The 25,603-nt window shown below is 62.2% G+C and carries 20 protein-coding genes; 13 read left to right on the top strand and 7 right to left on the bottom strand.

Annotated elements, in window-relative coordinates; translation table 11 throughout:
• Window positions 1–158 precede the first annotated feature (158 nt).
• The 4 genes from BN1137_RS00475 (at window position 159) to hutW (ending at window position 4,155) form a co-directional block, all read left to right on the top strand.
• Window positions 159–701, top strand: a complete 543-nt coding sequence (locus tag BN1137_RS00475; RefSeq protein ID WP_050716720.1) for a regulatory sequestration protein YfiR — start codon at window positions 159–161, stop codon at window positions 699–701.
• Window positions 698–1,945 carry a diguanylate cyclase DgcN/YfiN gene (locus BN1137_RS00470; RefSeq protein ID WP_050716719.1) on the top strand — a complete coding sequence of 416 codons (1,248 nt, stop codon included), beginning with the start codon at window positions 698–700 and terminating at the stop codon, window positions 1,943–1,945. Before BN1137_RS00475 ends, BN1137_RS00470 begins: the two co-directional genes overlap by 4 nt.
• A 37-nt stretch (window positions 1,946–1,982) precedes the next feature.
• Window positions 1,983–2,471 (top strand): outer membrane lipoprotein YfiB, encoded by a 489-nt coding sequence (locus BN1137_RS00465; RefSeq protein ID WP_050716718.1) that lies wholly within the window; start codon window positions 1,983–1,985, stop codon window positions 2,469–2,471.
• A gap of 334 nt (window positions 2,472–2,805) precedes the next feature.
• Complete coding sequence (gene hutW, locus BN1137_RS00460) at window positions 2,806–4,155, top strand: heme anaerobic degradation radical SAM methyltransferase ChuW/HutW (RefSeq protein ID WP_050716717.1); 1,350 nt, start codon at window positions 2,806–2,808, stop codon at window positions 4,153–4,155.
• Window positions 4,156–4,225: 70 nt separating this feature from the next.
• Here hutW and xseA read toward each other — a convergent pair whose 3' ends face one another.
• From xseA to BN1137_RS00435, 5 genes are all read right to left on the bottom strand, one after another.
• Window positions 4,226–5,587, bottom strand: coding sequence for an exodeoxyribonuclease VII large subunit (xseA, locus tag BN1137_RS00455; RefSeq protein WP_050716716.1), 1,362 nt, complete (start codon window positions 5,585–5,587; stop codon window positions 4,226–4,228).
• A 143-nt stretch (window positions 5,588–5,730) separates the two neighbouring features.
• On the bottom strand, window positions 5,731–6,645 hold the full coding sequence (locus BN1137_RS00450) for a DMT family transporter (RefSeq protein WP_050716715.1): 915 nt from the start codon (window positions 6,643–6,645) through the stop codon (window positions 5,731–5,733).
• Between the two features lie 206 nt (window positions 6,646–6,851).
• Complete coding sequence (locus tag BN1137_RS00445; protein WP_050716714.1) at window positions 6,852–7,274, bottom strand: ExbD/TolR family protein; 423 nt, start codon at window positions 7,272–7,274, stop codon at window positions 6,852–6,854.
• Window positions 7,274–8,044 carry a MotA/TolQ/ExbB proton channel family protein gene (locus BN1137_RS00440; RefSeq protein ID WP_050716713.1) on the bottom strand — a complete coding sequence of 257 codons (771 nt, stop codon included), beginning with the start codon at window positions 8,042–8,044 and terminating at the stop codon, window positions 7,274–7,276. The genes BN1137_RS00445 and BN1137_RS00440 overlap by 1 nt, the downstream gene beginning before the upstream one ends.
• 1 nt (window position 8,045) lies before the next feature.
• Window positions 8,046–8,834 carry an energy transducer TonB gene (locus BN1137_RS00435; RefSeq protein ID WP_050716712.1) on the bottom strand — a complete coding sequence of 263 codons (789 nt, stop codon included), beginning with the start codon at window positions 8,832–8,834 and terminating at the stop codon, window positions 8,046–8,048.
• Between the two features lie 601 nt (window positions 8,835–9,435).
• On the opposite strand from BN1137_RS00435, the gene BN1137_RS00430 reads away from it, so the two are divergent.
• The 7 genes from BN1137_RS00430 (at window position 9,436) to BN1137_RS00405 (ending at window position 19,165) form a co-directional block, all read left to right on the top strand.
• Window positions 9,436–12,603 carry an alpha-amylase family glycosyl hydrolase gene (locus BN1137_RS00430; protein WP_232306870.1) on the top strand — a complete coding sequence of 1,056 codons (3,168 nt, stop codon included), beginning with the start codon at window positions 9,436–9,438 and terminating at the stop codon, window positions 12,601–12,603.
• 120 nt (window positions 12,604–12,723) lie between these two features.
• Window positions 12,724–12,855, top strand: coding sequence for a hypothetical protein (locus BN1137_RS22975; protein ID WP_269745100.1), 132 nt, complete (start codon window positions 12,724–12,726; stop codon window positions 12,853–12,855).
• A 656-nt stretch (window positions 12,856–13,511) separates the two neighbouring features.
• Window positions 13,512–14,132: a YitT family protein gene (locus tag BN1137_RS00425; RefSeq protein ID WP_232306869.1), complete on the top strand. Its 621-nt coding sequence runs from the start codon at window positions 13,512–13,514 to the stop codon at window positions 14,130–14,132.
• 267 nt (window positions 14,133–14,399) lie between these two features.
• A complete protein-coding gene (gene guaB / locus BN1137_RS00420) occupies window positions 14,400–15,863 on the top strand; it encodes an IMP dehydrogenase (protein ID WP_050716709.1) in 1,464 nt (487 codons plus the stop codon).
• 69 nt (window positions 15,864–15,932) lie between these two features.
• Window positions 15,933–17,522 (top strand): glutamine-hydrolyzing GMP synthase, encoded by a 1,590-nt coding sequence (gene guaA / locus BN1137_RS00415; RefSeq protein ID WP_050716708.1) that lies wholly within the window; start codon window positions 15,933–15,935, stop codon window positions 17,520–17,522.
• A gap of 390 nt (window positions 17,523–17,912) precedes the next feature.
• Complete coding sequence (locus tag BN1137_RS00410) at window positions 17,913–18,185, top strand: hypothetical protein (RefSeq protein WP_050716707.1); 273 nt, start codon at window positions 17,913–17,915, stop codon at window positions 18,183–18,185.
• Between the two features lie 170 nt (window positions 18,186–18,355).
• Window positions 18,356–19,165, top strand: a complete 810-nt coding sequence (locus BN1137_RS00405) for an AraC family transcriptional regulator (protein WP_083443321.1) — start codon at window positions 18,356–18,358, stop codon at window positions 19,163–19,165.
• A 30-nt stretch (window positions 19,166–19,195) separates the two neighbouring features.
• Here the strand turns inward: BN1137_RS00405 and BN1137_RS00400 are convergent, their stop codons facing one another.
• Window positions 19,196–21,451, bottom strand: a complete 2,256-nt coding sequence (locus BN1137_RS00400) for a M9 family metallopeptidase (RefSeq protein ID WP_050716706.1) — start codon at window positions 21,449–21,451, stop codon at window positions 19,196–19,198.
• Between the two features lie 332 nt (window positions 21,452–21,783).
• On the opposite strand from BN1137_RS00400, the gene BN1137_RS00395 reads away from it, so the two are divergent.
• Complete coding sequence (locus BN1137_RS00395) at window positions 21,784–23,130, top strand: leucine-rich repeat domain-containing protein (protein ID WP_050716705.1); 1,347 nt, start codon at window positions 21,784–21,786, stop codon at window positions 23,128–23,130.
• A 205-nt stretch (window positions 23,131–23,335) separates the two neighbouring features.
• Window positions 23,336–23,983 carry a thiopurine S-methyltransferase gene (locus BN1137_RS00390; protein ID WP_050716704.1) on the top strand — a complete coding sequence of 216 codons (648 nt, stop codon included), beginning with the start codon at window positions 23,336–23,338 and terminating at the stop codon, window positions 23,981–23,983.
• Between the two features lie 303 nt (window positions 23,984–24,286).
• On the opposite strand, the gene BN1137_RS00385 is transcribed toward BN1137_RS00390, so the two are convergent.
• On the bottom strand, window positions 24,287–25,603 hold a 1,317-nt coding region (locus tag BN1137_RS00385; protein WP_198150561.1), incomplete at its 5' end, for an insulinase family protein.

The raw sequence follows: 25,603 nt of genomic DNA, 5'->3' as shown, positions 1-25,603 counted from the left end.
GCTTCGGGGCAAGCCCCCGCCGGATGATTGCCATGGCAGCGACACAAGATGGCGCGGCCTGTGTGCAGATGGATGGGCGCCTGCCACGGGACTGGTAAGCTGCTCGATATCTTCCCCCCGTCCGGCCTCATGGGCACCGACGTGAGCAGACAGGCATCATGCAATCACATTTTCTGATCCGGGCCATGCTGTGGCTGACGCCACTGTTCTGCTCGTTGACACAGGCCAACGAGACCCCCACCTCGGCCGAGGTGCGCACCGCCCTGGTGCGCCAGACCGTGCTCGATATTCTCAGTTATACCCGCTGGCCTACCGAACCCACCGAACTGCGCCTGTGCATCACGGCGCCGACCGAGTATGCCAGTGCGCTGTTATCCATCCAGCAGCAGGCCAATGGCCGCCGGGTCGATGTGCACCGTTACGAGACCGACGACGAGGCATTGAGCCAGCGCTGTGATGTGATCTATCTCGGCGTGCTGGCCCCCGAGCAGCGTTTGTCCCTGTTCGAGCGACTGCGCGGTCATGCCATCCTCAGCATCAGCGAGCAGAGCAGTGAATGCATCGCCGATGCGGTGTTCTGCCTGAAGGCCTACCAGGACAGGGTGCGCTTCAAGGTCAATCTGGATGCGCTGGCCCGCAGCGGGGTCCGGGTTCACCCGGCCGTGCTCAAGCTGGCCAGGGCGGATGAGGGGGCGCAATGATACGCCGCATTCATGCCGAAGGGGGCAGGCTCACCCTGCGCCAGAGCCTGGGCCGTACCCACATGATGACCTCCCTGACGGCGGTCTGCATGGCGGGCCTGTTTTTGACCATCACCGCCTTGCTGGCGCTGCGCCTCTACGCGGATCACAACCTGGAGCTGGTGGCTCGCGCCATCAGCTACACCACGGAAGCGGCCGTGGTGTTCCACGACGAAGAGGCGGCGAAAGACGCCCTGCAGAACATCGCCTCCCACGAAGACGTGGCCAGCGCCAGCATCTCTCTGCCCAACGGGCAGCTGCTGGCGAGCTGGTCTCGCGCCATCACCACCCCCTGGTCCAGCCTGGAGCGGCAACTGGCTCATCTGATCCTGCCGGGGCCGGTGGAGCTGCCCATAATGCGGGGCGACAAGGAGATAGCCCGCATTCATCTGGTCGGCCACGGTCAGTATCTGCTGCGCTTCCTGCTGCAGACCCTGGTGGCGACCCTGCTTTGCCTGTTGCTCAGTATCTTGGGGGCCCTCTATGTGGCGCGCCGGATGCAGTACTCCATCACGGATCCGCTCAAGGCGCTGGCGCAGGTGGCCTACAGCGTGCGCCGCCAGCGCGCCATCAAGCAACGGGTGCCGGCGGCCAACATTGCAGAGCTCCATGAGCTGGGAGAGGATTTCAATTCCCTGCTCGATGAGCTGGAGGCCTGGCAGGCGCACCAGAAGCGGGAGAATGCCAGCCTGCTGCATCAGGCAACCCACGACTCCCTGACCGGTCTCCCCAATCGCGCCCTGTTCGAAGCCCGCTTGCAGCAATCCCTGCTGGCCGGCGGCTCCCTGAACGAGCGTTTCGCCTTGCTGTATCTCGATTGCGATCGCTTCAAGGAGATCAATGACAGCCTGGGCCATGCCGTCGGTGACGAGGTACTGATCACCTTGGCGCGGCGGGTGCAGCACCAGCTTCGCCCCATGGATCTGGTGTGCCGGCTGGGAGGGGACGAGTTCGCTATCCTGTTGGCGCCCTTGCACCATGAGAGCGAGGTGCACGAAGTGATACTGCGGATCCAGCAGGCGATGGCCACCCCACTTGTTCTGGCGGATGGCCATCATCTGGTGGCGGGGGTCAGCATCGGCTATGCCATGTACCCCGAGCAGGGGCTGACGGCCGATGATCTGTTGCAACAGGCGGACAGCGCTATGTATCAAGCCAAACGACAACGCAAGGAGGTGACGACAGAACACAAGCGGAATAGATGATGTTTTTGCAGGTAAAAATAACGAAAGGATTAGAATAATGACGATCGCAAACTTGATGAGGGCGAGCCTGATGGGGCTGCTGCTGAGCGTGCTGGCCGCATGCCAGAGCGCCCCCCATGGTCTGACGGCCGAGCAGCTTGCCACCCTCAAGGAGCAAGGCTTCCACCTGACCGACGAGGGCTGGACCCTGGATATTTCCAACAAGGTGCTGTTTGCCAACAACGTGGGGGCCCTCAATCCCAACACCCGCCAGGTGGTGGAGAAGCTCGGCAAGGCCTTGCTGGATGTGGGTCTGAACCGGGTCAGGGTAGATGGTCATACCGACGCCAACGGTGAGGCTGGCTACAACCAGCAACTGTCGCTGAAACGGGCCCAGTCCGTGGCCGATGTGCTGGTGTCGGTGGGCATGCCGCAAGCCAATCTGGACATCCGTGGTCGCGGGGAAGAGGCGCCCATTGCAGATAACGGCAGCGCCGCCGGTCGGGCCGAGAATCGCCGGGTCGCCATCATCATAGGTAACGATTAAGCCAGGGCTCTGACAATGCATCAGCCGCTACCATCTTGTGTCCCGAGCGCGAACGCCCGCGCTGTCTGTTAGCCTGATTGCGTGTGTGCGACCACTCTCTTGCCAATGACAAATTGACGACAGGAGAGTGGCTATCTGCCCACCACGCAGCTCCCCATCTCGAGTAACACCCAGGTTAACCGCTGTCGCGATCGCCGTTAACTGAGGGGTTAAGTTGCCACGCACTGCCCCGGACTTGATCCAGCACAAGCCATTGATTGAGTGATAGTCGTTATCATTTCTATTATTTTCAAATGGTAACCTGCCCGTGACGACAACACAGCTCACCCCGACCATGACCGGACTCGCGAGTCCCGATCCCCTCAAGTTTGCCTTCACCGCCAAGACCTCGGCTCACGCCAGCCGCGGCGGCATTCGCCCTCTGGCGCTCGATGACGCTGGCTGGCAAGGCTGGTGGCAGCAGCCGAGCCAGGCGGACGAGCGGGCGCTCTATATCCACATTCCGTTTTGCCGCAAGCGCTGCAGTTTTTGCAATTTCTTTGAAAATGGCGCCAATCCGGCGCGCATGAGCCGCTACATGGCGGCCCTGTGTGACAATCTGCAGCGGGCTGCCGAGTCGCCACTGGTGCAGAGCCGTCCCTTCGCGGCCGTCTATGTGGGGGGCGGCACACCCACCGACATGGCGGCAGAGGATCTGGCGCGCCTCGCCGAGGCCATTCGCCGCTTCCCGCTGGCCCAGGGCGCCGAGGTGACCCTGGAGGGGCGCCTCAACGGCTTTGATGACGAGAAGTGGCAGACGGCTCTGGCGGGGGGCTTCAACCGTTTCTCGTTCGGGGTGCAGAGCTTCGATACCGAAGTGCGCCAGCAGGCGGCCCGCTTCGATGACAGGGAGACGCTGCTCGCCCGGTTGGGGGAGCTGACCCGGGATGATGCCGCCGTCATCGTCGCGGATCTCATCTTCGGCCTGCCGGGTCAGGATGATGCCATCTGGCGCCAAGACATCGCGGACGTGATGGCGAGCGGGGTGCACGGGGTGGATCTCTATCAGCTCATCGCCATGGCGGGCACCAACCTGGAGCGGGCCGAGGCCAAGGGCAAGCTGGGTTGGTCGGCGGACGGCCAGCAGCGGGCCAGCATGTATGCCTATGGCGCCCAGACCCTGGAGCAGGGGGGCTGGCAGCGGCTCTCCAGCAGTCACTGGCGCCGCGGCGAATCTGAGCAGAGCCGCTACAACCAGATGGCCAAGCGCGGCGCCGAGATCCTGCCCTTCGGTGCCGGCGCCGGGGGCAGCGTGCACGGTCATGGCCTGATGTATGGTCGGGATCTGGCCACCTGGCACGAGGCGCTGGCCGCCGGTGTGCGGGCCCCCGGCATGGTGATGGGAGCGAACCCCAACGCCCGTATCGATGGCTTGCTGCGCGGCGCACTCGATACCGGTTGGCTGGCGCTGACTCGTCTGCCCGCGCCTTTGCAGGCGCACCTGATGCCGCTGTGGTTGGCCTGGCAACAGCACGGACTGGCGGAGCTGAAAGGCGATCGGCTGGAGCTGACCCTGGCGGGGCGCTTCTGGAACGTCAACCTGCAGGCTGGGTTGTTCGAGTTTCTGCAGTTGAATCCATTGGACGGCAGCGCGCCGGTCAAGGCTGCGCACCCGGGTGGGGCGGTGCGACACTCGCTGGTGTGAATCGCATAAACACTATAAAAATGGCCCATCTGGTGATGGGCCATTTTTTATGCTGATGAATACATACTAACTAGTCGCTGATGCTGTCTACCTGCACCCGCAGGCTGCCCTCGGCCAGGGTGGTCACTAGTGATTGGCCGGCACTGACCTGACTGGCACGGCTGATCACCTCGCCACTCGCGCTGCGGGTGATGGAGTAGCCACGGCCCAGGGTGGCGAGCGGGCTGACCCCGTCGAGCCGCGCGCTCAGCATGGCGAGGCGATGATCGGCGAGGCTCTGGCGTTTGTTCATCAGCGTAAAGAGCCGCTCCTCGGCCAGCTGATGACGGCGCTTGCCGGCGGCCAGCAGCTTCTCTGGGCTCCTGGCCTGCAGGCGCAGCTCGAGGTTGGCCAGACGCCGCTCCCCCTGATGCAGACGGCTTGCCAGCAGCTGTTGCAAGCGGCTGGCGAGCTCGTCGAGACGCTGGGATTGTTGCTCCAGCTGGCGCTGGGGGTCTTGGTGATCCAGCCGTTTTTGCAGCAGGGCGAACTGGTGGCTGGCGGCTGTCTGGCGCCGCGCCATGGCCTGGGCAATGCGCTGGTGCAGGTGGGCGAGGCGCTGGGCACGGGCGCCCTGATCTGGCGCCACCAACTCGGCGGCGGCAGAGGGGGTGGGGGCGCGCAAGTCGGCGGCAAAGTCGCTGATGGTCACGTCCACCTCGTGGCCGACGGCGCTCACCACCGGGATGGCGGAACGCGCGATGGCGCGAGCCACTGCTTCTTCGTTGAAGCACCAGAGATCTTCGAGAGAGCCGCCGCCGCGACCGACGATCAGCACATCCACCTCGGCGCGGCGGTTAGCCAGCGCAATCGCCGCCACTATCTGGCCGATGGCGGCGCTGCCCTGCACCTGAGTCGGGTAGATGAAGACCGGCAGATCCGGCGCCCGGCGCGCCAGCACCGTCAGCATGTCGTGCAGGGCGGCGCCGGTGGCCGAGGTCACCAGCCCCACGGCGCGGGGTTCGCGAGGCAGCGGCCGCTTGCGGCCCTCATCGAACAGCCCCTCGGCGCCGAGCCGGCGCTTTAGCTCCTCGAAGCGCAGTGCCAGCATGCCGTCACCGGCGGGCTGCATGGATTCGATGATGAGCTGGTAGTCGCCGCGCGGCTCATAGAGAGAGACCCGGGCCTGCACCAGTACCTGCATGCCATCCTGCGGGCGGAACGGCACGCGCCGGTTGTTGCCCTTGAACATGGCGCAGCGTACCTGGGCGGAGATGTCCTTGAGAGAAAAGTACCAGTGGCCCGAGCTTGGCATTGCCAGATTGGAAAGTTCTCCCGTCAGCCACACCAGCCCCAGATCCTGCTCCAGGATCATGCGCACGGCGCTGTTGAGGCGGGTGACGGTGAAGATCGGTGGTTGTTTGTTCTGGCTGCTGTCGTTGAGGCTATCCAAGGCTGGCCCTGCTGCTGTGCCCGTCAAAGCGGGAGAAGACGATGGCGAACATCTTACCCCAGTTCGGGGCGGGCGCCGAGTCTGCGGGTGATCGGGGCATCTGCAAAAGGCGTGTTTTCCTGGCCAATGGCGCTAGATGACTATCAGCGCTGTGGCTGCGGATTGGCCGGTTTGGCTGCTCTGGCCGGGCTTGCGACCAGCCAGACCGCGAGGCAGACGATGGCCCCCCCGAGGATGAAGCCTTGGGTGAGGGTCTCACCGAGCACCAGATAGCCCCAGAAGATGCCGAAGGGCGGGATGAGGAAGGTCACCGTCAGGGAGCGAAGCGGACCTATGTCGGCGATCAGCCTGAAATAGAGCAGGTAGGCGAGGGCGGTACAGATGAAGCCGACCGCCAGCAGGCTGGCCCATACCTCTGGCATGGCCCAGTTGACGACGGGTCCTGCCGTCATGGTGTAGCCGAAGAAGGGCAGCAGAAACACGCAGGCGCCCAGCTGACTGCCAAAGGCCACCATCTTGGCATCGAGGCCGCCTTGCTCGGTGATCCAGCGCCTTGTCAGGAAACCGGCGCAGCCGTAACAGGCGGTCGCCACCAGGCAAGCCAGCACGCCGATGACCACATTGCCGCTTAACTGTACCTCGCCGGTGGTGGTGATGAGGGTGATGCCGACCAGCCCAAGAAACACCCCGATCCACTTGCGCAGGCTCAGCTGCTCTTCGAAGAACGAGAAGCCGATCAAGGCTCCCATCAGCGGGGTGGTGGCGTTGAGGATGGCCGAGTAGCCGGCCGGCAGCCAGAGCGCCGCGATGGCGTACATCAGGAAGGGAACGCCGGAGTTGATGACCCCAAGCACCATGGCAGATCTCAACTTGCCGTGAAAACGCATGGGGGTGCGCAGCAGCAACAGCATGATGGCGAGACCGATGAGGGCGAAGAAGACCCGCAGGAAGGTGGTATTGACCGAGCCGAAGGCAGGCGCCGCGATGCGGATAAACAGGAAGCTGGCGCCCCAGATGGCCGCCAGTGCCAGCAGTCTCACATAATCCGATGTTCTCATTTTCTCTTCCTTGAAATGCTGGGCTTGCACCCGCTAGCTGACACGCAGACTCCGCATCATGCAGGCTTGCCTCGCTGCTGACAACCGGGCGAGGGGAGGTCAAATAAACAAGGCACCACCTGGGTGATGCCTTGTTGCATGGATAGTGTCGTTTTGCACTGATCTCAGTCGATCAGTCGATCAGTCGATCAGTCGACTCGTCATCTTTATTCGCTTTCCGGCTGGCTGACAAACGCAATCTTGTGCAGACCCTGTTGGGAAGCCAGGGCCATCACCTTGGCGATGGTGCCGTATTCGACGCTCTTGTCGATGCGCAGCTGGATCTCGGGGATCTCGGGCTTGGCCTCGCTGGCCTTGGTCATCTGGGCGATGAGCGCCGCCTCATCGACCTCCTTGTCGTTCCAGTACAGCTTGCCGGCCCCGTCGATGGAGAGGATCACATCCTCCTGCTTGGGCTGGTTGACCTGGCTGCTGGCCTCGGGCAGATCGAGTTTGACCGCGTTGGTCAGCAGGGGGGCCGTGATCATGAAGACGATCAGCAACACCAGCATGACGTCGATCATGGGGATCATGTTGATCTCGGAGAGCGGCTGCTCGTCCGAGTCGCTGGACAGTTTGCCAAAGGCCATTACATCTGCCCCTTCTTGGCGCTCTCGCCCTTGGCATTCTCGATACCGGACAGCTGAGTCACGTTGGAGGCGTTCTTCTCAAAGCCGGTCACCAGCAGGGCAAACAGGTCGTAGGCAAACTCGTCAAGCGCCGCGAGCTTCAGGCGATTGCGGCGCACGAAGAAGTTGTAGATGAGCACCGCCGGCAGGGCAACGGCGAGACCAAAACCAGTCATGATCAAGGCTTCGCCCACCGGGCCCGCGACCTTGTCTAGGCTGCTCTGACCGGCGGCACCGATGGCCAGCAGGGCGTGATAGATACCCCAGACGGTGCCAAACAGCCCGATGAAGGGCGCCGCCGAGCCGACGGAGGCGAGCAAGGCCAGCCCGTGCTCGAGGCGAATGCGCTCCATGGTGATGGCCTGGCGCAGGGCGCGCAACAGGAAGTCATCGGGAGATCCCAGCTTGAGAGAGACGGCTCGCCCCTGCGCCCTGTCAAGCTGGGCGACGGCGGCGAGGGCCGCATGGGTAATTCTGCCGTAGGCCTCCTCGGGAGGGGTGTGGGCGAGCTGGCGCTCCATCTCCTGCACGCTCTCGTGCTGCCAGAACTGGCTCACGAACCTGGCATTCAGACGCTGCTCGCGCACCCCGAGCCAGAGCTTGAGCAGGGCGTAGTAGCAGGTAGCCAGCGACATCAGCACCAGCAGGATCAGGGGGACAAGGCCCACCCCGGTGTTTTGGCTGAGCAGATGGGCGATGCCCATCGCGTTGGTTTCGACTTCAGGATTCATATTATGTCCCTAACTTGAAAATGATGGTGACCCCTGCCCAGTCCGCGACAGCGACATTGTTCTGCTTGGCCGGAATGAAGCGCCAGCGACTGACCGTCTTGCGGGCAATCATGTCAAGGCGTCGAAAACCGCTGCTGCGCTCGACCTCGACCGACTCCGCCGTGCCCTCTTTGGTGACGCGTACCTTCAATACCACCCGCCCTTGTTCCCCACGTCGACGTGACTCCTGGGGATAGGGGGGCTCTGGATTGTTCAATCTGGCGTCCCGGGCGATGGGGGCGCTGCTGCCAGCCCCGGCGCCCGTCTGGCGGGACTTGGTCGGCGGCGCACTGGCGCCACTCGCACTCTGGTTATTGGCCGTCGCCTGTGGGGCCGCAGGCGCTGAGGGCGGGGCCACCGGCTCGGCCTTGGCCACAGGCGCGGGTTTGGTCACAGGCACGGGTCTGGGTTTTGGTTTGGGCGGTGTGGGTACCGGCTTGGGAATGGGTTTCTTGGCGACCGGCTTGACCACTTTCGGCGGAACCGGTGTCGGTTTCTTCACCACCGGCGGCGTAGGAACGGCCGCTGGCGCCGCCGGTTTGGCCGGGGCGTCATCTTTGTTCGACTCGCCCGCCCAGCGGGCAGACATGGTAATGGGTTCGGGTGGCGCGATGGGATCGACACGGTTGCTGTGCACCCACCACAGGATGGTGAGATGCAGCGCGATTGCGGCGACCAGACAGACGAGCTGAGCCGGGCCAAACGACACATTGTTGCGACAGGCTGCCGGCCTCAGTGCACTGGCATCCATCACATCTCTTCCTTCCAGCTAGTCATATTCGGTCTCGAACGCCTATGTTGCAGGCGCCAGAACCGGGCCTTGCCGCCAAGCATGCGCTACCTCAGAGGTGTAAACAAGAAAGATTATCAATCTTGTTTTAATCGAAAACCCTGCCCAGATGGCCATCTGACGCCAATTAGGGACGAATCTGGCCTATCTGACACTGCTCGGCGCACGAGGTGGCTCACCGCAGCGCCTGCAAGACGCTGAGGGACATAGGAGGTGGGCAAACACGTGGCACTGAGAGTTGCCGCTTTATCCGCCGCCTCATCGCCATTGCAGAGGATCTTGTCACTCTATGGCAGCCCGCATTCAGGACTTGGCTAGATGGCAGAAATGAAAGCGCTATCAATCGCATATAGCCAATGCCAAGGTCGATTCTGGTCACATTTTGCACGCTAAGGGTCATTGATCGGCCAATTTGCGCCCTAGACTGGCTGGGCTCATCTGAAGGCGGGACTGTAGCGGATGGGGAAATGCCGGGGCACACCGGCGTCACACACAAAACAATGAAAATAAAGGACTATCAATGGCTAGATGGATTATCGCGGCCGGATTGTTGGGATCGCTCATGGCGTCGCCACATGCGGCGGCGACAGAGTGGTTCTTCCGTGGTACCGCGAATGGATGGGCGGCGACCGCCATGGTCTCGACCGATGGCGTCAATTTCGATACCTGCCAGCTGTTTCAGGGCGGAGACGCCAGCGGCGGCCCGCGCTTCAAGATAGACAGATACGGCAACTGGCAGCAGAGCTACCCGGCGGCCGATCGCCTGGTCAATGCCAATACCCACTATCAAATTCGCATCAACGCCGGCACTCAGGCCATCACCGCCACGGCGGTCGATAGCTGCGAGCAGACTGGCTTTGCCAAGCGCTGGCCACAGCTGCAGGTGCGCGGCACCTTCAACGGCTGGGCCAGCCTGCCCATGACCCTGGTCGGGGATCACCTGTGGCAGGCCGAGGCCTACATGGATGGCAAGGTCAGCCAGCGCCTCAAGTTCGATCAGGCCGGTGACTGGGTGACCAGCTTTGGCGACAGCAATGCCGACGGGGTGCTCGAGCGCAGCGGCGGCGACATCTTCTGGAGCGGCGCCGGCACGGTGCGCTTCCAGGTCAACGACGAGACTCAGGCCTACAGCATCACCCCCCTTGGGGATGACAACCAGCCGCCGCTGGCGGTGATCACCCCGGGCGGCACCGTCAATGTGGCGATGGGTGAGGCGCTGACATTAAGCGGCAGCGACTCCACAGATCCGGACGGCCAGATAGCGAGTTATCTGTGGAGCAGCGGCGAAACCACCGAGAGTATCGTGGTCAACACCAGCTTGGCGGGCACCTTTACCTACGGCCTGACGGTGAGCGACGATCAGGGCGCCAAGGGGAGCAGCAGCGCCAGCGTGGTGGTGGCGGCCCCGCAAGCCAGCGACAAGTGGTACTTCCGCGGCACCCCCAACAACTGGGGCCTGACCGCCATGACCAGTCAGGACGGGGTGACCTTCTGTACCGAGCAGGCCTTTGGCAGCAGCGATCCCCGCTTCAAGGTGGATCACAAGGGGGACTGGACCGAAGCCTACCCGGCCCAGGACTACAAGGTGACCGGCAACACCCGCTATCGCATCTGCTTCGATGCCAAGAGCAAGGCGCTGGACGTGGCACCGCTTGCGGGCGCGGACACTCAGGCCCCGACGGTGAGCGCTAGCCCGGCCCCCGGCAACTATGCCCAGGCGCAGTCCATCACCCTCACGGTGAGTGATGACAAGGACAGCGCGCCCAAGCTCTACTTCACCCTGGATGGCAGCACCCCGAGCACCAGCTCCGCCCTCTACAACGGCCAAGTGTTCAGCGCCAGCGACAAGGGTAGTGGCGTCGATCTGGTGATCAAAACCTTGAGTGTTGATGCTGCCGGCAATCGCCGTGAGCAGAGTTTCAGCTACTACATCGGCGATCAGGCAGTGGCTGCGGGTGATTTTCGGGGGGAGAGCATCTACTTTCTGCTGACCGCTCGCTTCTACGACGGGGATGCCGGCAACAACTATTACAACCGGGATCGCTACAAGGCAGGGGATCCCCATTGGCGCGGCGACTTCAAGGGGCTCATCGCCAAACTCGACTACATCAAGGATCTCGGCTTCACCGCCATCTGGGTGACGCCGCCGGTGGAGAACCGCTCCGGCCTCGACTATCACGGCTATCACGCCTACGACTTCTACCGGGTCGACCCCCGGCTGGAGTCGCCGGGGGCGGGTTACCGTGAGTTTATCCAGGCGGCCCACGCCAAGGGGATCAAGGTGATACAGGATGTGGTGATCAACCACACCAGCCAGTACGGCCTGCGGGGCAAGACCTGGATTGACCATCTGCCCGTCAAATACTATGTGCCGACCGGTTCCAAACAGGGGCTGATCAACAACGGTCCCTATCAGGGCAACCTCGGGGATTACGCCAGCACGAACCGTTGTGACGATGACAACCCGGCGGCTCCCGACTGGTACAAGGCGCGCTGCCAGTCCGATCCTGAAGGGCTGGTGCCCTTGGTGGATCCCAAGACCGGCAGCACGGTACCGAGCGCCGGTTACAACCCCAACCGCTTCTTTGGCATCGACGCCCAGGGGCTGGATCCGGCCTGGTATCACCTTGACGGTTTCATGTCCGGCGGTGACTGGGAGAATCCGCTCTCCTTGCAGCGCAAGCACATGGCGGGGGATTGCATCGACTTGGCCACCGGCAACGCGAACGTCAAGGCCTACATCAATGGCGCCATCCATCAGTACCTCGACATGGGGGTCGACGCCATTCGCATCGATACCCTCAAGCATATCGAGCGCGATGAGCTGCTGACCTATGTCCACGACTGGCAGACCCACAAACCGGGGCTGTTCGTGTTTGGCGAGAATCTGGTGAAGGGCACCGGTTGGGGGTCTGAGATCGCCAACGACAACGCCTCCGCGGTGATCCGCCCCTGGTGGTACACCCGCACCACCAGCGATCCGGCCAATCCGCGCGCCGGCGGGGATTCGGGCCTGTCGGTGCTGGACTTCTCCCTGTTCTCCACCTTCCGCGACAACGTCACCAAGGGCAGTTTTGGCGGGGTGGGCGGGATCTTCGGCATGGACTGGGTCTACGGGGATGCCACCAAGCTCATTACCTTCTTCCAGAACCACGACGTGGGGCCGGACAACGACTTCAAGTACCGCTACGGCGGGGAAGAGGGCAACGCGGCCATGACCTACAACCTGCTGTGGACGGCGCGGGGCATCCCGACCCTCTACTACGGGGAGGAGGTGATGTTCCAGGCCGGCAAGCCGCAAGACATCGACGGCGCCACCATGACGGTGGATCAGACCGGCCGCGCCTACTACGGCGATGTGCTGGACAACCCGGCGACCGCCTCCCACCCGCTCTATCAGCACATCAAGCGCCTGAACCTGATCCGCAAGGCGGTTCCCGCCCTGCAGAAGGCGCCCATGAGTCAGGTGAGCGAGTGGGGCAGCGGCATGAGCTTTGTGCGCGATCTCGGCGCCGAGGGCAGCTATGCAGCGGTCGGCCTAGCGGCGAACTCGGCCCAGCAGATAAGCATCAGCGGCATCAAGAACGGCAGCTACAAGGACGCGGTGACCGGCACCACGGTCAACGTCAGCAATGGCAACCTGAGCTTCGCGGTGCCCGCCTACTCGGCGCGAGTCTGGGTGCTCAATGGCCCAGGCAAGGTAGGGAGCGATGGCAAGTATTTGAAATGATAAGGCGCATGCAAAGCCCGGCACACCGGGACTACCTCTCGCTGAGGTGATAACGCATGTATCCAGAGTCGGCCCAAGGGCCGACTTTTTACGTCCGTTTTATACCAGCTTTGGAGCCGTGTGGCGGATACTCGTGCTACCAGCTACCAGCTACCAGCTACCAGCTACCAGCTACCAGCTACCAGCTACCAGCTACCAGCTACCAGCTACCAGCTACCCGCTACCCGCTGCGATATGCGCGGCGCTCCCTGAATCAATGGCAACGCCCCCCGAATGCAATACAGGAGAGGGCGCTTGTATGCCCCAAGAGAGAGCCCCAGTGGCTTGCCAGGGGAGGGCACTTTTGTGCGGCGTCAGGGGAAGGCGCTCGGCTTGCTTGCCCCTGGTTGCTAGGCGCTTGAATGGATTTTCTGCACCGAAGTGGTGCTGTTGCACCTTGGTGGTGCGTGTCGTGATGCATCCAAACCGGCACTCTGGGCCATAACTGCGGGCCCGTGTGAGGACGTGGCCTATCCCAATTCGGCTGCAGGCCTTGCACCGCCTGCCTCTCGCCTATTTCAAACCTGAGCCGTGACCGAGTTTTAAGCAGCGGCCCCCTTGGGCAGTGCAAACATGCTGACTCACCGGATCCGGGTGTTTTCAGGCAGTTTAAATGAACTGCCTGAGTGATAAATATCAGACGTTAAATTCAAATATTCATTGTTTAATAGTCTCTTGTGTTGGTTGGCGCCGTTTTTGCTGTAGTTTGTCGACATCTCGCGGGCTGGGAAATGAGTTCCCTCACCGGCAGGCGACGGCCATTCAAGATAGTGAGAGCATACGACGCCCCGAATGTGGCCAGGGATCGACACAGGGGGGCGAGTGATTGGATTTTTCAGAGTCAAAAAAGGAGTCATATGGAAGGTGAAATGACCATGTCATCCCCGGTGAACAAGGGGCTGGCACATACCCTCAAGGACGATGTCTACGGCATGGTGCTCGGCGTCATGTTTATCGCCGTGGGGCTCAATCTGCTCAAGTGCTCCGGCATGATCACCGGCGGCATCGCCGGCATTGCGCTGCTGCTCGCCCACGTCAGCAGCCTGCCCATCGGCCTGCTGTTCTTCCTGGCAAACTTGCCGTTTCTGGTGTTCAGCTACTTCACCATGGGCCGCGACTTCATGCTCAAGACCCTGCTGGTCAACCTGGCGCTCTCGGCCGCGACCCAGGGGGTGCCGCTGCTGTTGACGGTGAGCTACATTCACCCGCTGTTTGCCGCCCTGGTGGGGGGCACCTTCCTCGGCATGGGAGTACTCTCCCTGGCTCGCCACAATGCCTCGGTCGGGGGCGTCGGCGTGGTGACGCTCTGGTTGCAGCGCCGCGCCGGCATCAATGCGGGCAAGAGCCAGATGTTGCTCGACGTGCTGGTGTTTGCACTCTCCCTGCTCACCTTGCCGTTGCCCCTGCTGCTCTGGTCGACCTTAAGTGCGCTCGCCATGAACGCCATGCTGATGAACTGGCACAAGCCGGGCCGCTATCAGGGTACCTGATCGGCCTGATTGCCGGGTCGGGTATATCGGGTTAAAAAATAATCTAACGGCCGGTTCGAACAAAATGAGGGGCCAACGGCGAAAAAGATCATCTTGTCGTGGAAAATGGCATGGTTACGCCTGAATTTATTAGTTTTTTGCCCCGTTGGCGGCGTTAAACCGGGCTACACCATAAAAAATTCAAAAAACTTCTTTACCAGTGGCCAATGCATGAGTAAAATTTGTCGGCAATATTTTAACCCCACTCCTCAACGGTGAGATATTGCCATGCTCAGGATTGCCAAAGAAGCGCTGACCTTCGACGATGTATTGTTGGTTCCAGCACACTCCACTGTTCTTCCGAATACCGCCGACCTGCGCACCAAGCTCACGTCTGCTATCTCCCTGAATATCCCAATGATTTCCGCTGCCATGGACACAGTGACCGAAGCCCGTCTGGCTATCGCACTGGCCCAGGAAGGCGGTATTGGCTTTATTCACAAGAACATGTCCATCGAGCAACAGGCCTTCGAAGTGCGCAAGGTCAAGAAGTACGAGAGCGGCGTCGTTTCCGACCCGGTCACCGTGCGTCCCGACATGACCATCGCCCAGATCAAAGAGCTGAGCCTCAAGAACGGCTTCGCTGGTTACCCTGTGGTGACCGAGGGCAACGTGCTGGTGGGTATCATTACCGGCCGTGACGTGCGCTTCGTGATCGATCTCTCCCAGACCGTCGAACAAATCATGACCCAGAAAGATCGTCTGGTCACCGTGCGTGAAGGGGCCCCTCGTGAAGAGGTGGTTGCCCTGATGCAGAAGCACCGTATCGAGAAGGTGCTGGTGGTCGATGCCGACTTCAAACTCAAGGGCATGATCACCGTTAAAGACTTCCAGAAAGCCGAACGCAAACCGAACGCCTGTAAAGACGAGCGCGGTCGTCTGCGAGTCGGTGCCGCCGTCGGTGCCGGTGCCGGCAACGAAGAGCGCGTCGCCGCCCTGGTCGAAGCCGGTGTGGACGTGCTGCTGATTGACTCCTCCCACGGCCACTCTCAGGGCGTGCTGGATCGCATCAAGGCGACCCGCCAAGCCTACCCAGACCTGCAGATCATCGGTGGCAACGTGGCGACTGGTGCTGGCGCCCTGGCCCTGGTCGCTGCCGGCGTCAATGCGGTCAAGGTCGGCATCGGCCCTGGCTCCATCTGTACTACCCGCATCGTGACCGGTGTCGGCGTGCCCCAGATCACCGCCATCTCCGACGCCGTTGACGCGCTGGAAGGCACCGGTATTCCGGTGATTGCCGATGGCGGCATCCGCTTCTCCGGTGACCTGGCCAAGGCCATCGCCGCCGGCGCCAGCAGTGTCATGGTCGGCTCCATGTTCGCCGGTACCGAAGAGGCGCCAGGGGAAATCGAGCTCTACCAGGGTCGCTCCTTCAAGTCCTACCGCGGCATGGGCTCCTTGGGCGCCATGTCCAAGGGTTCAAGCGATCGCTACTTCCAGAGCGACAACGCCGCCGACAAACTGGTGCCGGAAGGGATCGAAGGGCGGGTGCCATACAAGGGCCGCCTCAAAGAGATCATTCACCAGCAGATGGGCGGCCTGCGCTCCTCCATGGGCTTGACCGGCAGCGCCACCATCGACGAGATGCGCACCAAGGCCGAGTTCGTGCGCATTTCGGGCGCCGGGATGAAAGAGTCCCACGTCCACGACGTGACCATCACCAAAGAAGCCCCCAACTACCGGATGGGCTGATAAAACGGGGCTCTGGCCCCGTTTCTTTAATTCCTTTTTATCCCCACACCAGCCTGATGCAGGAATAAAATGACTAACAACATTCACGCTCACCGCATTCTCATTTTGGATTTCGGTTCACAGTACACCCAGCTGATCGCCCGCCGCGTCCGTGAAATCGGCGTCTACTGCGAGCTGTGGGCCTGGGATGTGACCGAAGCGCAGATCCGCGAATTCAATCCCAACGGCATCATCCTCTCCGGCGGCCCCGAGTCCGTGACCGAAGCCGGCAGCCCGCGTGCGCCCGAGTACGTGTTCAACGCCGGCGTGCCGGTGTTCGGCATCTGCTACGGCATGCAGACCATGGCCGAGCAGCTCGGTGGCAAGGTGCAATCTTCCACCGAACGTGAATTTGGTTATGCCCAGGTCGAAGTGCTGGGTCAATCCGGCCAAACCAGCGCCTTGCTGCGCAACATCGAAGACGCCATCGCTCCCAACGGCCACGCCCTGCTGGACGTCTGGATGAGCCACGGCGACAAGGTCACCGAGATCCCGGCCGGTTTCACCACCATCGCCCAGACCGCGACCTGCCCACACGCCGCCATGGCCTGTGAAGAGAAGAAATTCTACGGCGTGCAGTTCCACCCGGAAGTGACCCACACCCGTCAGGGCGCCCGTCTGCTCGAGCACTTCGTCAAGGACATCTGCGGTTGCGCCTGCCTGTGGACCCCGGCCACCATCATCGATGACGCCGTTGCCCGCATCCGCGCGCAGGTGGGTGACGACGAGGTGATCCTGGGTCTGTCCGGCGGGGTGGACTCCTCCGTCGTCGCCATGCTGGTGCACCGCGCCATCGGTGATCGCCTGACCTGCGTGTTCGTCGACAACGGCCTGCTGCGTCTGAACGAAGGCGTGCAGGTGATGGAGATGTTCGGTGACCACTTTGGTCTCAAGATCATCAAAGTCGACGCCGAAGAGCGCTTCCTCGGGGCCCTCAAGGGCATCGACGAGCCGGAAGCCAAGCGCAAGGCCATCGGCCGCGTCTTCGTGGAAGTGTTCGACGACGAAGCCAAGAAGCTGAAAAACGCCAAGTGGCTGGCTCAGGGTACCATCTACCCGGATGTCATCGAGTCGGCCGCCAGCGCCACCGGCAAGGCCCACGTCATCAAGTCTCACCATAACGTCGGCGGCCTGCCGGACGAGATGAAGATGGGTCTGGTCGAGCCGCTGCGCGAGCTGTTCAAGGACGAGGTGCGTCGTGTCGGTCTGGAGCTGGGTCTGCCCTACGACATGCTCTACCGTCATCCGTTCCCGGGCCCGGGTCTGGGTGTGCGAGTACTGGGCGAAGTGAAGAAAGAGTATTGCGAGCTGCTGCGCAAGGCCGATGCCATCTTCATCGAAGAGCTGCGCAAGGCCGACCTCTACAACCAGGTCAGCCAGGCGTTCGCCGTCTTCCTGCCGGTGCGCTCCGTCGGTGTCATGGGTGACGGTCGCAAATACGACTGGGTCATTGCCCTTCGCGCCGTCGAGACCATCGACTTCATGACCGCTCACTGGGCTCATCTGCCCTATGACTTCCTCGGCCTGGTGTCGAATCGCATCATCAACGAGATCAACGGCATCTCCCGCGTGGTGTACGACGTCTCCGGTAAGCCGCCTGCAACCATCGAATGGGAATAAGCATTAGCGCCTCTTCCTGCCGATAGTGCAAAACTGTCAAAAAGACGCCCTTGAGGCGTCTTTTCTTTTTTCAATCGTTTGCGTCTCAATCTGCTTTTCTTGAGTACCTCTTGCGCCGACTTGCCACTGTCATTTCTGACAGTGGGCATCTTATTGATTTGTTTGTTATCAGAACTAGGCTCATTCATGCCAATTGAGACCGATGCTGTGAGGCACCGGTCGTGGCAAGAGGGGAGTGTGGTGTCAGCCAGCGTTCACACCAGCGGCTGACGCAGGCCATAACGCCGAGCGTTCGGCATCTCCTCCGGTGGAGTCCGGAAACCACTTGAATCAACGGGGCGGATCCCGAACAGCCATACGAGTAGGGCAAGTAATCACGGAGGGTTTGTTATGTCAGAACAAGCAGTGCTTGTTGGCGGATGGACGGCATATCACAAGTTGACCGCAAAAGATCAGGCGGTATTCGATGCAGCGCTGAAAGGATTTGTGGGGGTGCAGTATAAGCCCTTCGAAGTTTCCACCCAGGTGGTGGCCGGCACCAATTACCGCTTCAAATGCAAGAGCACGGTGCCGCTGCCGAACCCGATCCATGGGGAAGCCGTGGTGCAGATCTTCCAGTCGCTGGATGGTTCATCCCATATCACTTCCATCACCCCTATCTGACCCGGTAGTGGGAAAAGTCGGGGAGGGGCGTGAAGTCACCGATCGGTTAACTCCAAACCTGACCAATAAGAAAGACGCCGAGCGGCGTCTTTTCTTTTTTAAATCGAATGCTGGAGGCGGCTCCACTAGCTGTTGCGCTTCGTATGGATACACAAACAAGGAGATGGATGATGAGAGAGACTCCCTGCGCCCTCGCGCCCCCCCAACCCCCCCGTCCGGTGCATCTGCGCGTCGATCTGGATACCTGGCGGCAGCAGTTCTTTCGGGCGCTGCCCGACGCGCGGTGCCTCGAGACCCTGTTCGATCGGGCCCCGGACATTGTCTTCTCCATCAAGGACAGGGCCGGCCGCTATGTGAGCATCAGCGAGGCCTGTACTGAGCGCTGTGGCCTGGCGAGCCGGCATGACGCCATCGGCAAGACGGCCCACGAGATCTTCCCGCCCCACATGGCAGCGCGCTACCAGGCTCAGGATGATCGTCTGTTTGGCTCCGGTGAGCCCGTAGTGGACAATCTCGATCTGACCCTGTTTAACGATCGCAGCCCCGGCTGGTGCCTGACCAACAAGGAGCCGCTGCGCGATGGCGGTGGCGCCATTGTAGGCCTGGTATGCATGTCACGTGATCTGCACGAGCCGAGCCGGACCGGCTTCATCGACGATCGCTTCGTCGAGGCGGTCGATCATATCCTCACCCATTATTCCGCCCCCTTGCGCATTGAATCGCTGGCACGACGGGCCGGGGTATCAGTCGCCCAGTTTGAGCGGCGCATGAGGCGGATCTTCCAGCTCTCAGCCGGCCAGTTCATCACCAAGACGCGCATCGACATCGCGATCAACTGGCTAAAGGGCAGCGATATGGCCATCGCTGATATCGCATTGCGGTGCGGTTTTTGCGATCAGAGCGCCCTGTCGCGGCAGTTTCGAGCCCTGACAGGCCTGTCTCCACGCCAGTACCGGCAGTTGCTGCGCCGGGGGAATTGACGCGCCGCCGGTGCGGCGCGTCGTACCCACCTATTGAGCCAACCCCACACTGAGGCTCAGATCCCGGTAGGGTGCACTGGCGTCCACCGCTATGTGGTAGTAGGTGCCGCCCTCGGGGGCCTGGATGGTGACGGTCTCGTCGTTACCGCCATTGGCCGAGCCCTGATCGTAGCTGTCCCGGTTCGGCCAGCCCTGGTGCATGACATAGAGGTTGGCGTCGCCACTGCCACCTCGGGTCTGCACCGTCAGCAGCGTCGTCCCCTGGGGCACGAAGACGTAGAAGTAGCGGATGTCGTCCGACGCGATACCGGTGCGGGCACAGGTCGCGTCGATGGCCTGATCGTCGGGAGAGCCGCAGTCCGGCTCGGGCGGCTGGCCGGCCGTGGTGGCCGTCTGCACCCAGGCGGCGAAGTCGTCGTCATAGGTCAGCCCCTGCATGGTCGACCAGTAGCCGTCATAGTCGTCGGCGCGAAATTGGGTCACGGTCTCGTCCACCCTATCCTTGTGGTGTTCGAACATGTAGCGCACCGCCATATAGCCCCAGCGGTAGGCGCGGGCTCCATAATCGCTCATGTCATAGGTGTTGCCGAAGATGGTCGACAGGGGATAGGTGCCTGCCTGGGCCGCCTCGATCGCCTTGGCGTTGTCGTTGCCAAGGGACAGATACTCGGCCAGACCTTCTATCCACCAGATGGTGGGCTGGCTGATGGCACGGGCGAAGTCGCCGGCCATGTTGAAACGGCCATCCAGATAGTGCACATACTCGTGCTCCAGATTCCACACCGAGAACCTGGGGCGCAGCCAGGAAGCCTCGTGGGCGATGAAACGCGCCTGGTTGCCGGGTTGGTCGGGATCCCCTTCCAGATACATGCCGCCGTTGTCGGTGGCGATGCCGTAGATGAGGCCAGCGTAGCGGCTGTAGTTGGCGTAGTCGTCGAACACCACCACCTCCAGCGCGTCGTTGACGTCGCCCGGCAGTGGCCGGTTCTGGCTCTTCAGCATGCGGTGGAAGTATTGCTCCTCGTTGGCCAAGGCTGCGCAGCTCTCGGTCAGTTGCTGCTCTGTCATATCCTGGGCTCGGATGCGCAGGGTCGACCCGCACTCGTGGCGGATCGGCAGCACGACGTCGGCCAGCTGCTGCTCGAAGTCACAGGTGCCGTACTCGGCGCAGCGGGCATTGTCATAGTATTTCACGGCACTGGCGGCCGCGAGCCAGAGATCGGCGCCGGGACCATCCAGACTGCTCTTTGCCAGGATCTGCTCGATCCTGGTCCGCGACGTGGCGAAGTGGGCCGGATACTGCATGTAGCGCAGGGCCTCGTTCAGGCTGTCGGTGAGCTGGTAGGCGTAACTGGTGCCGAGCAGGGCGGCCTGGTTGCCCTGCACGAAGGCGAACAGGGCCTCGGCGTAGCTGCCGTCTTGCTCGGCCAGGGCACGCCCCTCAGCGCGGTAGTGGGACATGAACAGGACGGTCAGCAGGCCGGTGTAACCCGACCCCACCTCCCAGCGCTTGAGGGCATCGGCGGCATTCGGCTGTCCGTCTCGATTGGTGAAGCGGGCGATGAGGGGCTTGAGGCGCGGCAGATAATAGGCCTCATCCTGGAGATTGGTCATCAGGGTGAAGCTCTCTCCGATCGTGCTGCCCGCGTCCGGATTGGGGATGAACAGGGCCGGGTTGTCTAGCAGCCGATCGAGGCCGACCCGGATCGCGTCGCGCACCGTGAGCGCTGGCTCCGGATAGAGATCGCGGGCGATGGCATTGTAGTAGCCGGCGCGCAGATAGAGCACCAGATTGGCGAGGCCACGGCCGCTGCCCTGATAGTCGGCGGCGCGCGCTTGCAACCGTTCGGCCACCGCCAGCAGGTTGGCGGTGTCATAGATGCGGGCGCCGTCGTTTGCCGTGAGAGAGAAGAGGCCATAGGTGCACGGCACCTCGGGCAGGCCCTCCAGGTAGTCGGCCAGTACAGCACCGGATTTGTCGAGGAAGCCGGCCGGATCGCGACAATCCCCCCCCTCGGCCAGCAGGCTCTGGGCCTGGGCGCGCCAGTCGGGCTCCCGGTCGCGCTGGGCGTGGGGATCTTGCGCCAGCTCGGGGGCGGCGGGCGGCGGCAGCAGGCGGTGTAGCCGCGGCGCCGGCAGGGTTGCGAGGGACTGGCCGTGCTCGGCGCCGGCCAGATCTGCCGGCACCATGGCGGGCGAGGGCAGGGAGACGGGGGCCTCGGTGGCGGCCTGGGCGGTGGCCCAGCCAGCCAACAACAGACATGCCAGGGGTTTCAGTGCAAGCATAGGACTCTCCATGGTTGGGGTAGATGCCCGTGCCGGTGTAGTCACGCTGCTGGCGCCTCCCTGCGCCGGTCCGGGACATCTAATGTGGCAGAGAGTCCCCCCGCCCGTATTGGCATATCCCTGCGTCTTGACGGCGCTATTTGCCAAAAACGCTTCGCCCGGGCATGCCTTCGCCATCTGGTGTGTGGCGGCCATCTGCAACAAAACAGGCGAACTCTGGCGCCAGTTCTTTATAATGCCCCTCCTTTAATAACCGTCGGACGGATGTCCGGCTGTGCCAAATGGTCTGCTTTAGTGTCGCTAAGCAGGGCCACCAAGATTGAGAAACGGTTATGCATACCCTGGAACAGCTGCGCGCTGGTGAGTTGAACGGCGCCCGCCACTTGAAGCTCTCTGAAAATCTGACGAGCTTCCCGCCCGAGATCCTGATTCTGAAAGAGACGCTGGAGGTGCTGGATCTCACCGGCAACCAGTTAAGCTCGCTGCCGGACGAGCTGGCCGAGTGCCAGAAGCTGCGCATCATCTTCTGCTCCGAGAATCGCTTCACCGAACTGCCCGAGGTGTTGGGACGTTGCCCGGCGCTCACCATGGTGGGCTTTAAGGCCAACCGGATCGCTGTGGTATCTCCCAAAGCGCTGCCCGCCAGGTTGCGCTGGTTGATCCTGACCGACAACGCCGTCGAGCGCCTGCCGGACGAATTGGGTCAGTGCACTTCCCTTCAAAAGCTGATGCTGGCGGGTAACCGCTTGACAGAATTGCCTGCGAGCCTGGCCCATTGCCAGCGCCTCGAGCTGCTGCGCATCGCGGCGAACCGGATAACGGAATTTCCCGCCTGGCTGCTCTCCTTGCCGCGCCTCGCCTGGCTTGCCTATTCGGGCAATCCCTTCGCCGAGGGCTGGGAGCCGAAGAGGGCAACCCCGGTCGCCGATATTCCCTGGCAGGAGCTCGAGGTGGGCGCCTTGCTGGGGCAGGGGGCATCTGGCGCCATTCACCGTGCCATGTGGCATCCGTCTGCGGGCCAGCCAGTGGAGCTGGCCCTCAAGCTGTTCAAGGGAGCCGTGACCAGTGACGGCCTGCCGGCGGCGGAGATGAAGGCTGCCATGGCTGCGGGTCGCCACCCTGCGCTCATCGGGGTGATGGGACGGGTGGGCGATCACCCCTCGGGGCTTCCGGCACTCGGGATGACGCTGGTCAGCCCTCACATGCAGAACCTGGCGGGACCGCCGAGCCTCGATTCCTGCACCCGGGATATCTACCCCGTAGGGCTCGCACTCTCGCTGCCGGCCGCGCTTGCCATGGCGAGCCAGGTCGCCTCCGCCGCTGCCCATCTGCACCGGTTGGGGGTGATGCACGGGGATCTCTACGGCCATAACCTGCTTCATGACGGGGAGGGGGCTGTGCTGCTCGGGGACTTTGGCGCCGCCTCCTGTTATCCGCTGGCAGACGCCGTGCTGGCCGCCGGGTTGGAGCGGTTGGAGGTGCGCGCCTTCGGTTGCCTGCTCGAAGAGCTGTTGGCGCTGTGCCCGGCGACAGCGGCCCGGTGCGAGGCGCTTCATCGACTGGCTAACGAATGCCAGCGCCCGGAGGCGGCCCTGCGGCCCAGCTTTGCCGAGATCGATGCCCGACTTGGTCAGATCCAGCCGCTGTTGAGGGCCGAGATGGCGCCACTCATGGCATAAACGGCTGCGGGTGGTGATCCCTGTAGATAAAGCGTTGCAAGGTGATTGATGCGTAGCCAAATACACCTGTAAAAGTGAATTTAGTGCAAATTTTATGCTGCTGGCGATGGCCTTGCGTAATGGGAAGGCCAGGGTCGACAAGGCTTGCACCGCCCCGGTGAAGTTGTGATATTGATGCATCATTGCAGATGACGAGAGGGACAGGATGGAAGCGGCGTTTTGGCATCAGAAGTGGGAAGAGAACCGGATAGGCTTCCATCAGGCGGACGTTAACCCCTGGCTGCCGGTCGGCTGGTCAGCCGGGCGAGGGGACGATCCCGTGCTGGTGCCCCTGTGCGGCAAGTCCAGCGACATGCTCTGGCTGAGCGGTCAGGGTCATCCCGTCGATGGCTTCGAGCTCTCCGAGCTCGCCATCGAGCAGTTTTTCAGTGAAAACCAGCTGACCGAGACGGTGACCGAAGTCGGCCCTTATCGCTGCCATCAGCATGAGAGTCTGCGCATCCATCAGGGGGATTTTTTCGCGGCCCCCGCGCTGGGTCGCGAGTACCGGCTGGCCTATGACAGGGCGGCGCTGATCGCGTTGCCGACCGCCATGCGCCGCCAGTATGCGGAGCTGATGAGCCGGCTGATGGCGCCAGAGGGGCAGATCCTGCTGGTGACCCTGGAGTATCAGCCGGAGCAGCAGAAGCAACCGCCGTTCTCGGTGGGGGAGATGGAGGTACGCCACCTGTTCGAGCGCGATTTTAGCGTGGAAGTGTTGGGCAGGGCGGCAGAGTTGGATCACCCCAGGGTGCAATCCGGTCAGCTCTCCTACTTCGATGAGGTGGCCTACCGGCTGACGCGCCGCGCCTGAGCGGCGCATCGACCCTGAGTGCAGGTGAGATGAAAAGGTGACGAGCGTGAGACTCTTTTTACCTCCTTTGACATAGATCAACGTGATGAGCCAAGGCCCTGTCTAAGATGATCCTGTTTCTCAATCACTGTTGGTCCCGGCCGGTGTGCTCTGGTTTAAATCACTCGGCCTGTCATCGACTCAGTGTCTGATTTTCACGCTCATGTTCACTTTTGGCGGCTGTCAGTCGCAATTGTTTATGGTTTTTCCAGCCGACCCAAGGGTCGGCTTTTTATTGTCCATTATCTGCTGCTGCGAGGGGTGTCAGGCGTCGAAGGTACTGGCATTGAGCCGAAATGCCTTGGGATCGTCGATAAACTGGCCGGTGATCCGCTCGTCATGCTCGTGGCCAAGGCCATAGCTGCACAGGATCAATCGGTCCGAGGTGCGTGAGCGCAACTGGGTAATGAAGCGCACCAGATCGGCGCGGGTCAGCATGCCGACCTCCTCACAGACCCGCTCACGCTGATCAAAGCCCAGATCCTTGTTGCCAATGCTGACCCAGAGCCGTTGGCCGCGGCTACGCAGATTGGCATCCCGCTCGCTGAGCTGGGCCTGCAGCCCGCTCTTGCTGTCCTGCCACTGCTGCTCGGTGAGCTCCAGCATGGCCAGCGGGAAGAGATCGATAAACTCCTCCACCGCATCCAGCAAGATCTGCGGCCCCGCCACCGGCGACTGGATATAGAAGATGAGGCCGGGGTGGCGGTTGAGGGGCAGGTTGCCGGCGCCCACCACGTAGCCGAGTTGCTGACGGGTGCGCAGCTCGTGGAAGAAGGTGGACGACATGATGTGGTTGGCCAGGGTGAAGCAGGCGAGATCCCGCGCCCGGGTGGTGCGGGACTGGTAGTAGACCAGCAGCGCCGAATCTTCATGCTCGCAGCCCTGCTCTCGAATGAGGGTGCCTCTGTCTTGAATGGAGATGAGGGGGCGGCGGGTTTCGGCACTGGGCCGGCTGTTGGCACCGAGATGATGCTCCAGCATGGCAGCCAGTTCGAGCGCTTCGCTTGCATCCCAATCGCCGTGGATCAGGGTCTCCACGTGCACTTCGGCAAACAGCTGGGCGACGAATGCCGGCATCTCGTCGAGTGAAATGGTGCGCAGGTGGCGCAGCAACTGCTCGAACGGCGGGTTGTTTGGCTGCAACAGGCTGGTGAGCTGGTTGAACAGCTGGGAGATGGGCCGCGTCTTGGACTGGTTCTCCCAGTTGCGGATAAGCTGCTCCTTGATTTCGCTAAAGCGAGCGGGATCCGGATAACCCAGGGTGCGGTTGCCGAGGATCATGTCGAGCAGCAGCGGTTGCTTGTCGGCAAAGCCGCTCAGATTGATGGTGAAGCCCCCCTGGTGGGCATAGATCTGGTAGCCGAGGCCCGCCAGCTCCGCCGGGTAGGTGAGGGCATTGAGGTGATCCGTGAGCAGCTCCACCGCGAGCCTGGCCATGGCGATGTGGCGCGGGCTTCTGACCGCGTGCTCGCTGTCGATGGAGATATAGAGGTTGCCCTTGGGCACCCCAAACAGGTGCTCGTGCAGGTGCCAGAGCCGAAAGCCCGGTCTGTCGATGAGACAGGCGGGCATGTCGGCGGG

This window comes from Aeromonas tecta (assembly GCF_000820185.1).
In the GTDB taxonomy this organism is placed as follows: domain Bacteria; phylum Pseudomonadota; class Gammaproteobacteria; order Enterobacterales; family Aeromonadaceae; genus Aeromonas; species Aeromonas tecta.
This window is presented reverse-complemented; position numbering and strand designations above follow the sequence as displayed.

What these genes read in the sequence shown, in the direction of transcription:
- BN1137_RS00475 (WP_050716720.1), top strand. Translation starts at nt 159, where the DNA reads ATGCAATCACATTTTCTGATCCGGGCCATGCTGTGGCTGACGCCACTG.
- BN1137_RS00470 (WP_050716719.1), top strand. Translation starts at nt 698, where the DNA reads ATGATACGCCGCATTCATGCCGAAGGGGGCAGGCTCACCCTGCGCCAG.
- BN1137_RS00465 (WP_050716718.1), top strand. Translation starts at nt 1,983, where the DNA reads ATGACGATCGCAAACTTGATGAGGGCGAGCCTGATGGGGCTGCTGCTG.
- hutW (WP_050716717.1), top strand. Translation starts at nt 2,806, where the DNA reads ATGACCGGACTCGCGAGTCCCGATCCCCTCAAGTTTGCCTTCACCGCC.
- BN1137_RS00450 (WP_050716715.1), bottom strand. Translation starts at nt 6,645, where the DNA reads ATGAGAACATCGGATTATGTGAGACTGCTGGCACTGGCGGCCATCTGG.
- BN1137_RS00445 (WP_050716714.1), bottom strand. Translation starts at nt 7,274, where the DNA reads ATGGCCTTTGGCAAACTGTCCAGCGACTCGGACGAGCAGCCGCTCTCC.
- BN1137_RS00440 (WP_050716713.1), bottom strand. Translation starts at nt 8,044, where the DNA reads ATGAATCCTGAAGTCGAAACCAACGCGATGGGCATCGCCCATCTGCTC.
- BN1137_RS00435 (WP_050716712.1), bottom strand. Translation starts at nt 8,834, where the DNA reads ATGGATGCCAGTGCACTGAGGCCGGCAGCCTGTCGCAACAATGTGTCG.
- BN1137_RS00430 (WP_232306870.1), top strand. Translation starts at nt 9,436, where the DNA reads ATGGCGTCGCCACATGCGGCGGCGACAGAGTGGTTCTTCCGTGGTACC.
- BN1137_RS00425 (WP_232306869.1), top strand. Translation starts at nt 13,512, where the DNA reads ATGACCATGTCATCCCCGGTGAACAAGGGGCTGGCACATACCCTCAAG.
- guaB (WP_050716709.1), top strand. Translation starts at nt 14,400, where the DNA reads ATGCTCAGGATTGCCAAAGAAGCGCTGACCTTCGACGATGTATTGTTG.
- guaA (WP_050716708.1), top strand. Translation starts at nt 15,933, where the DNA reads ATGACTAACAACATTCACGCTCACCGCATTCTCATTTTGGATTTCGGT.
- BN1137_RS00410 (WP_050716707.1), top strand. Translation starts at nt 17,913, where the DNA reads ATGTCAGAACAAGCAGTGCTTGTTGGCGGATGGACGGCATATCACAAG.
- BN1137_RS00405 (WP_083443321.1), top strand. Translation starts at nt 18,356, where the DNA reads ATGAGAGAGACTCCCTGCGCCCTCGCGCCCCCCCAACCCCCCCGTCCG.
- BN1137_RS00400 (WP_050716706.1), bottom strand. Translation starts at nt 21,451, where the DNA reads ATGCTTGCACTGAAACCCCTGGCATGTCTGTTGTTGGCTGGCTGGGCC.
- BN1137_RS00395 (WP_050716705.1), top strand. Translation starts at nt 21,784, where the DNA reads ATGCATACCCTGGAACAGCTGCGCGCTGGTGAGTTGAACGGCGCCCGC.
- BN1137_RS00390 (WP_050716704.1), top strand. Translation starts at nt 23,336, where the DNA reads ATGGAAGCGGCGTTTTGGCATCAGAAGTGGGAAGAGAACCGGATAGGC.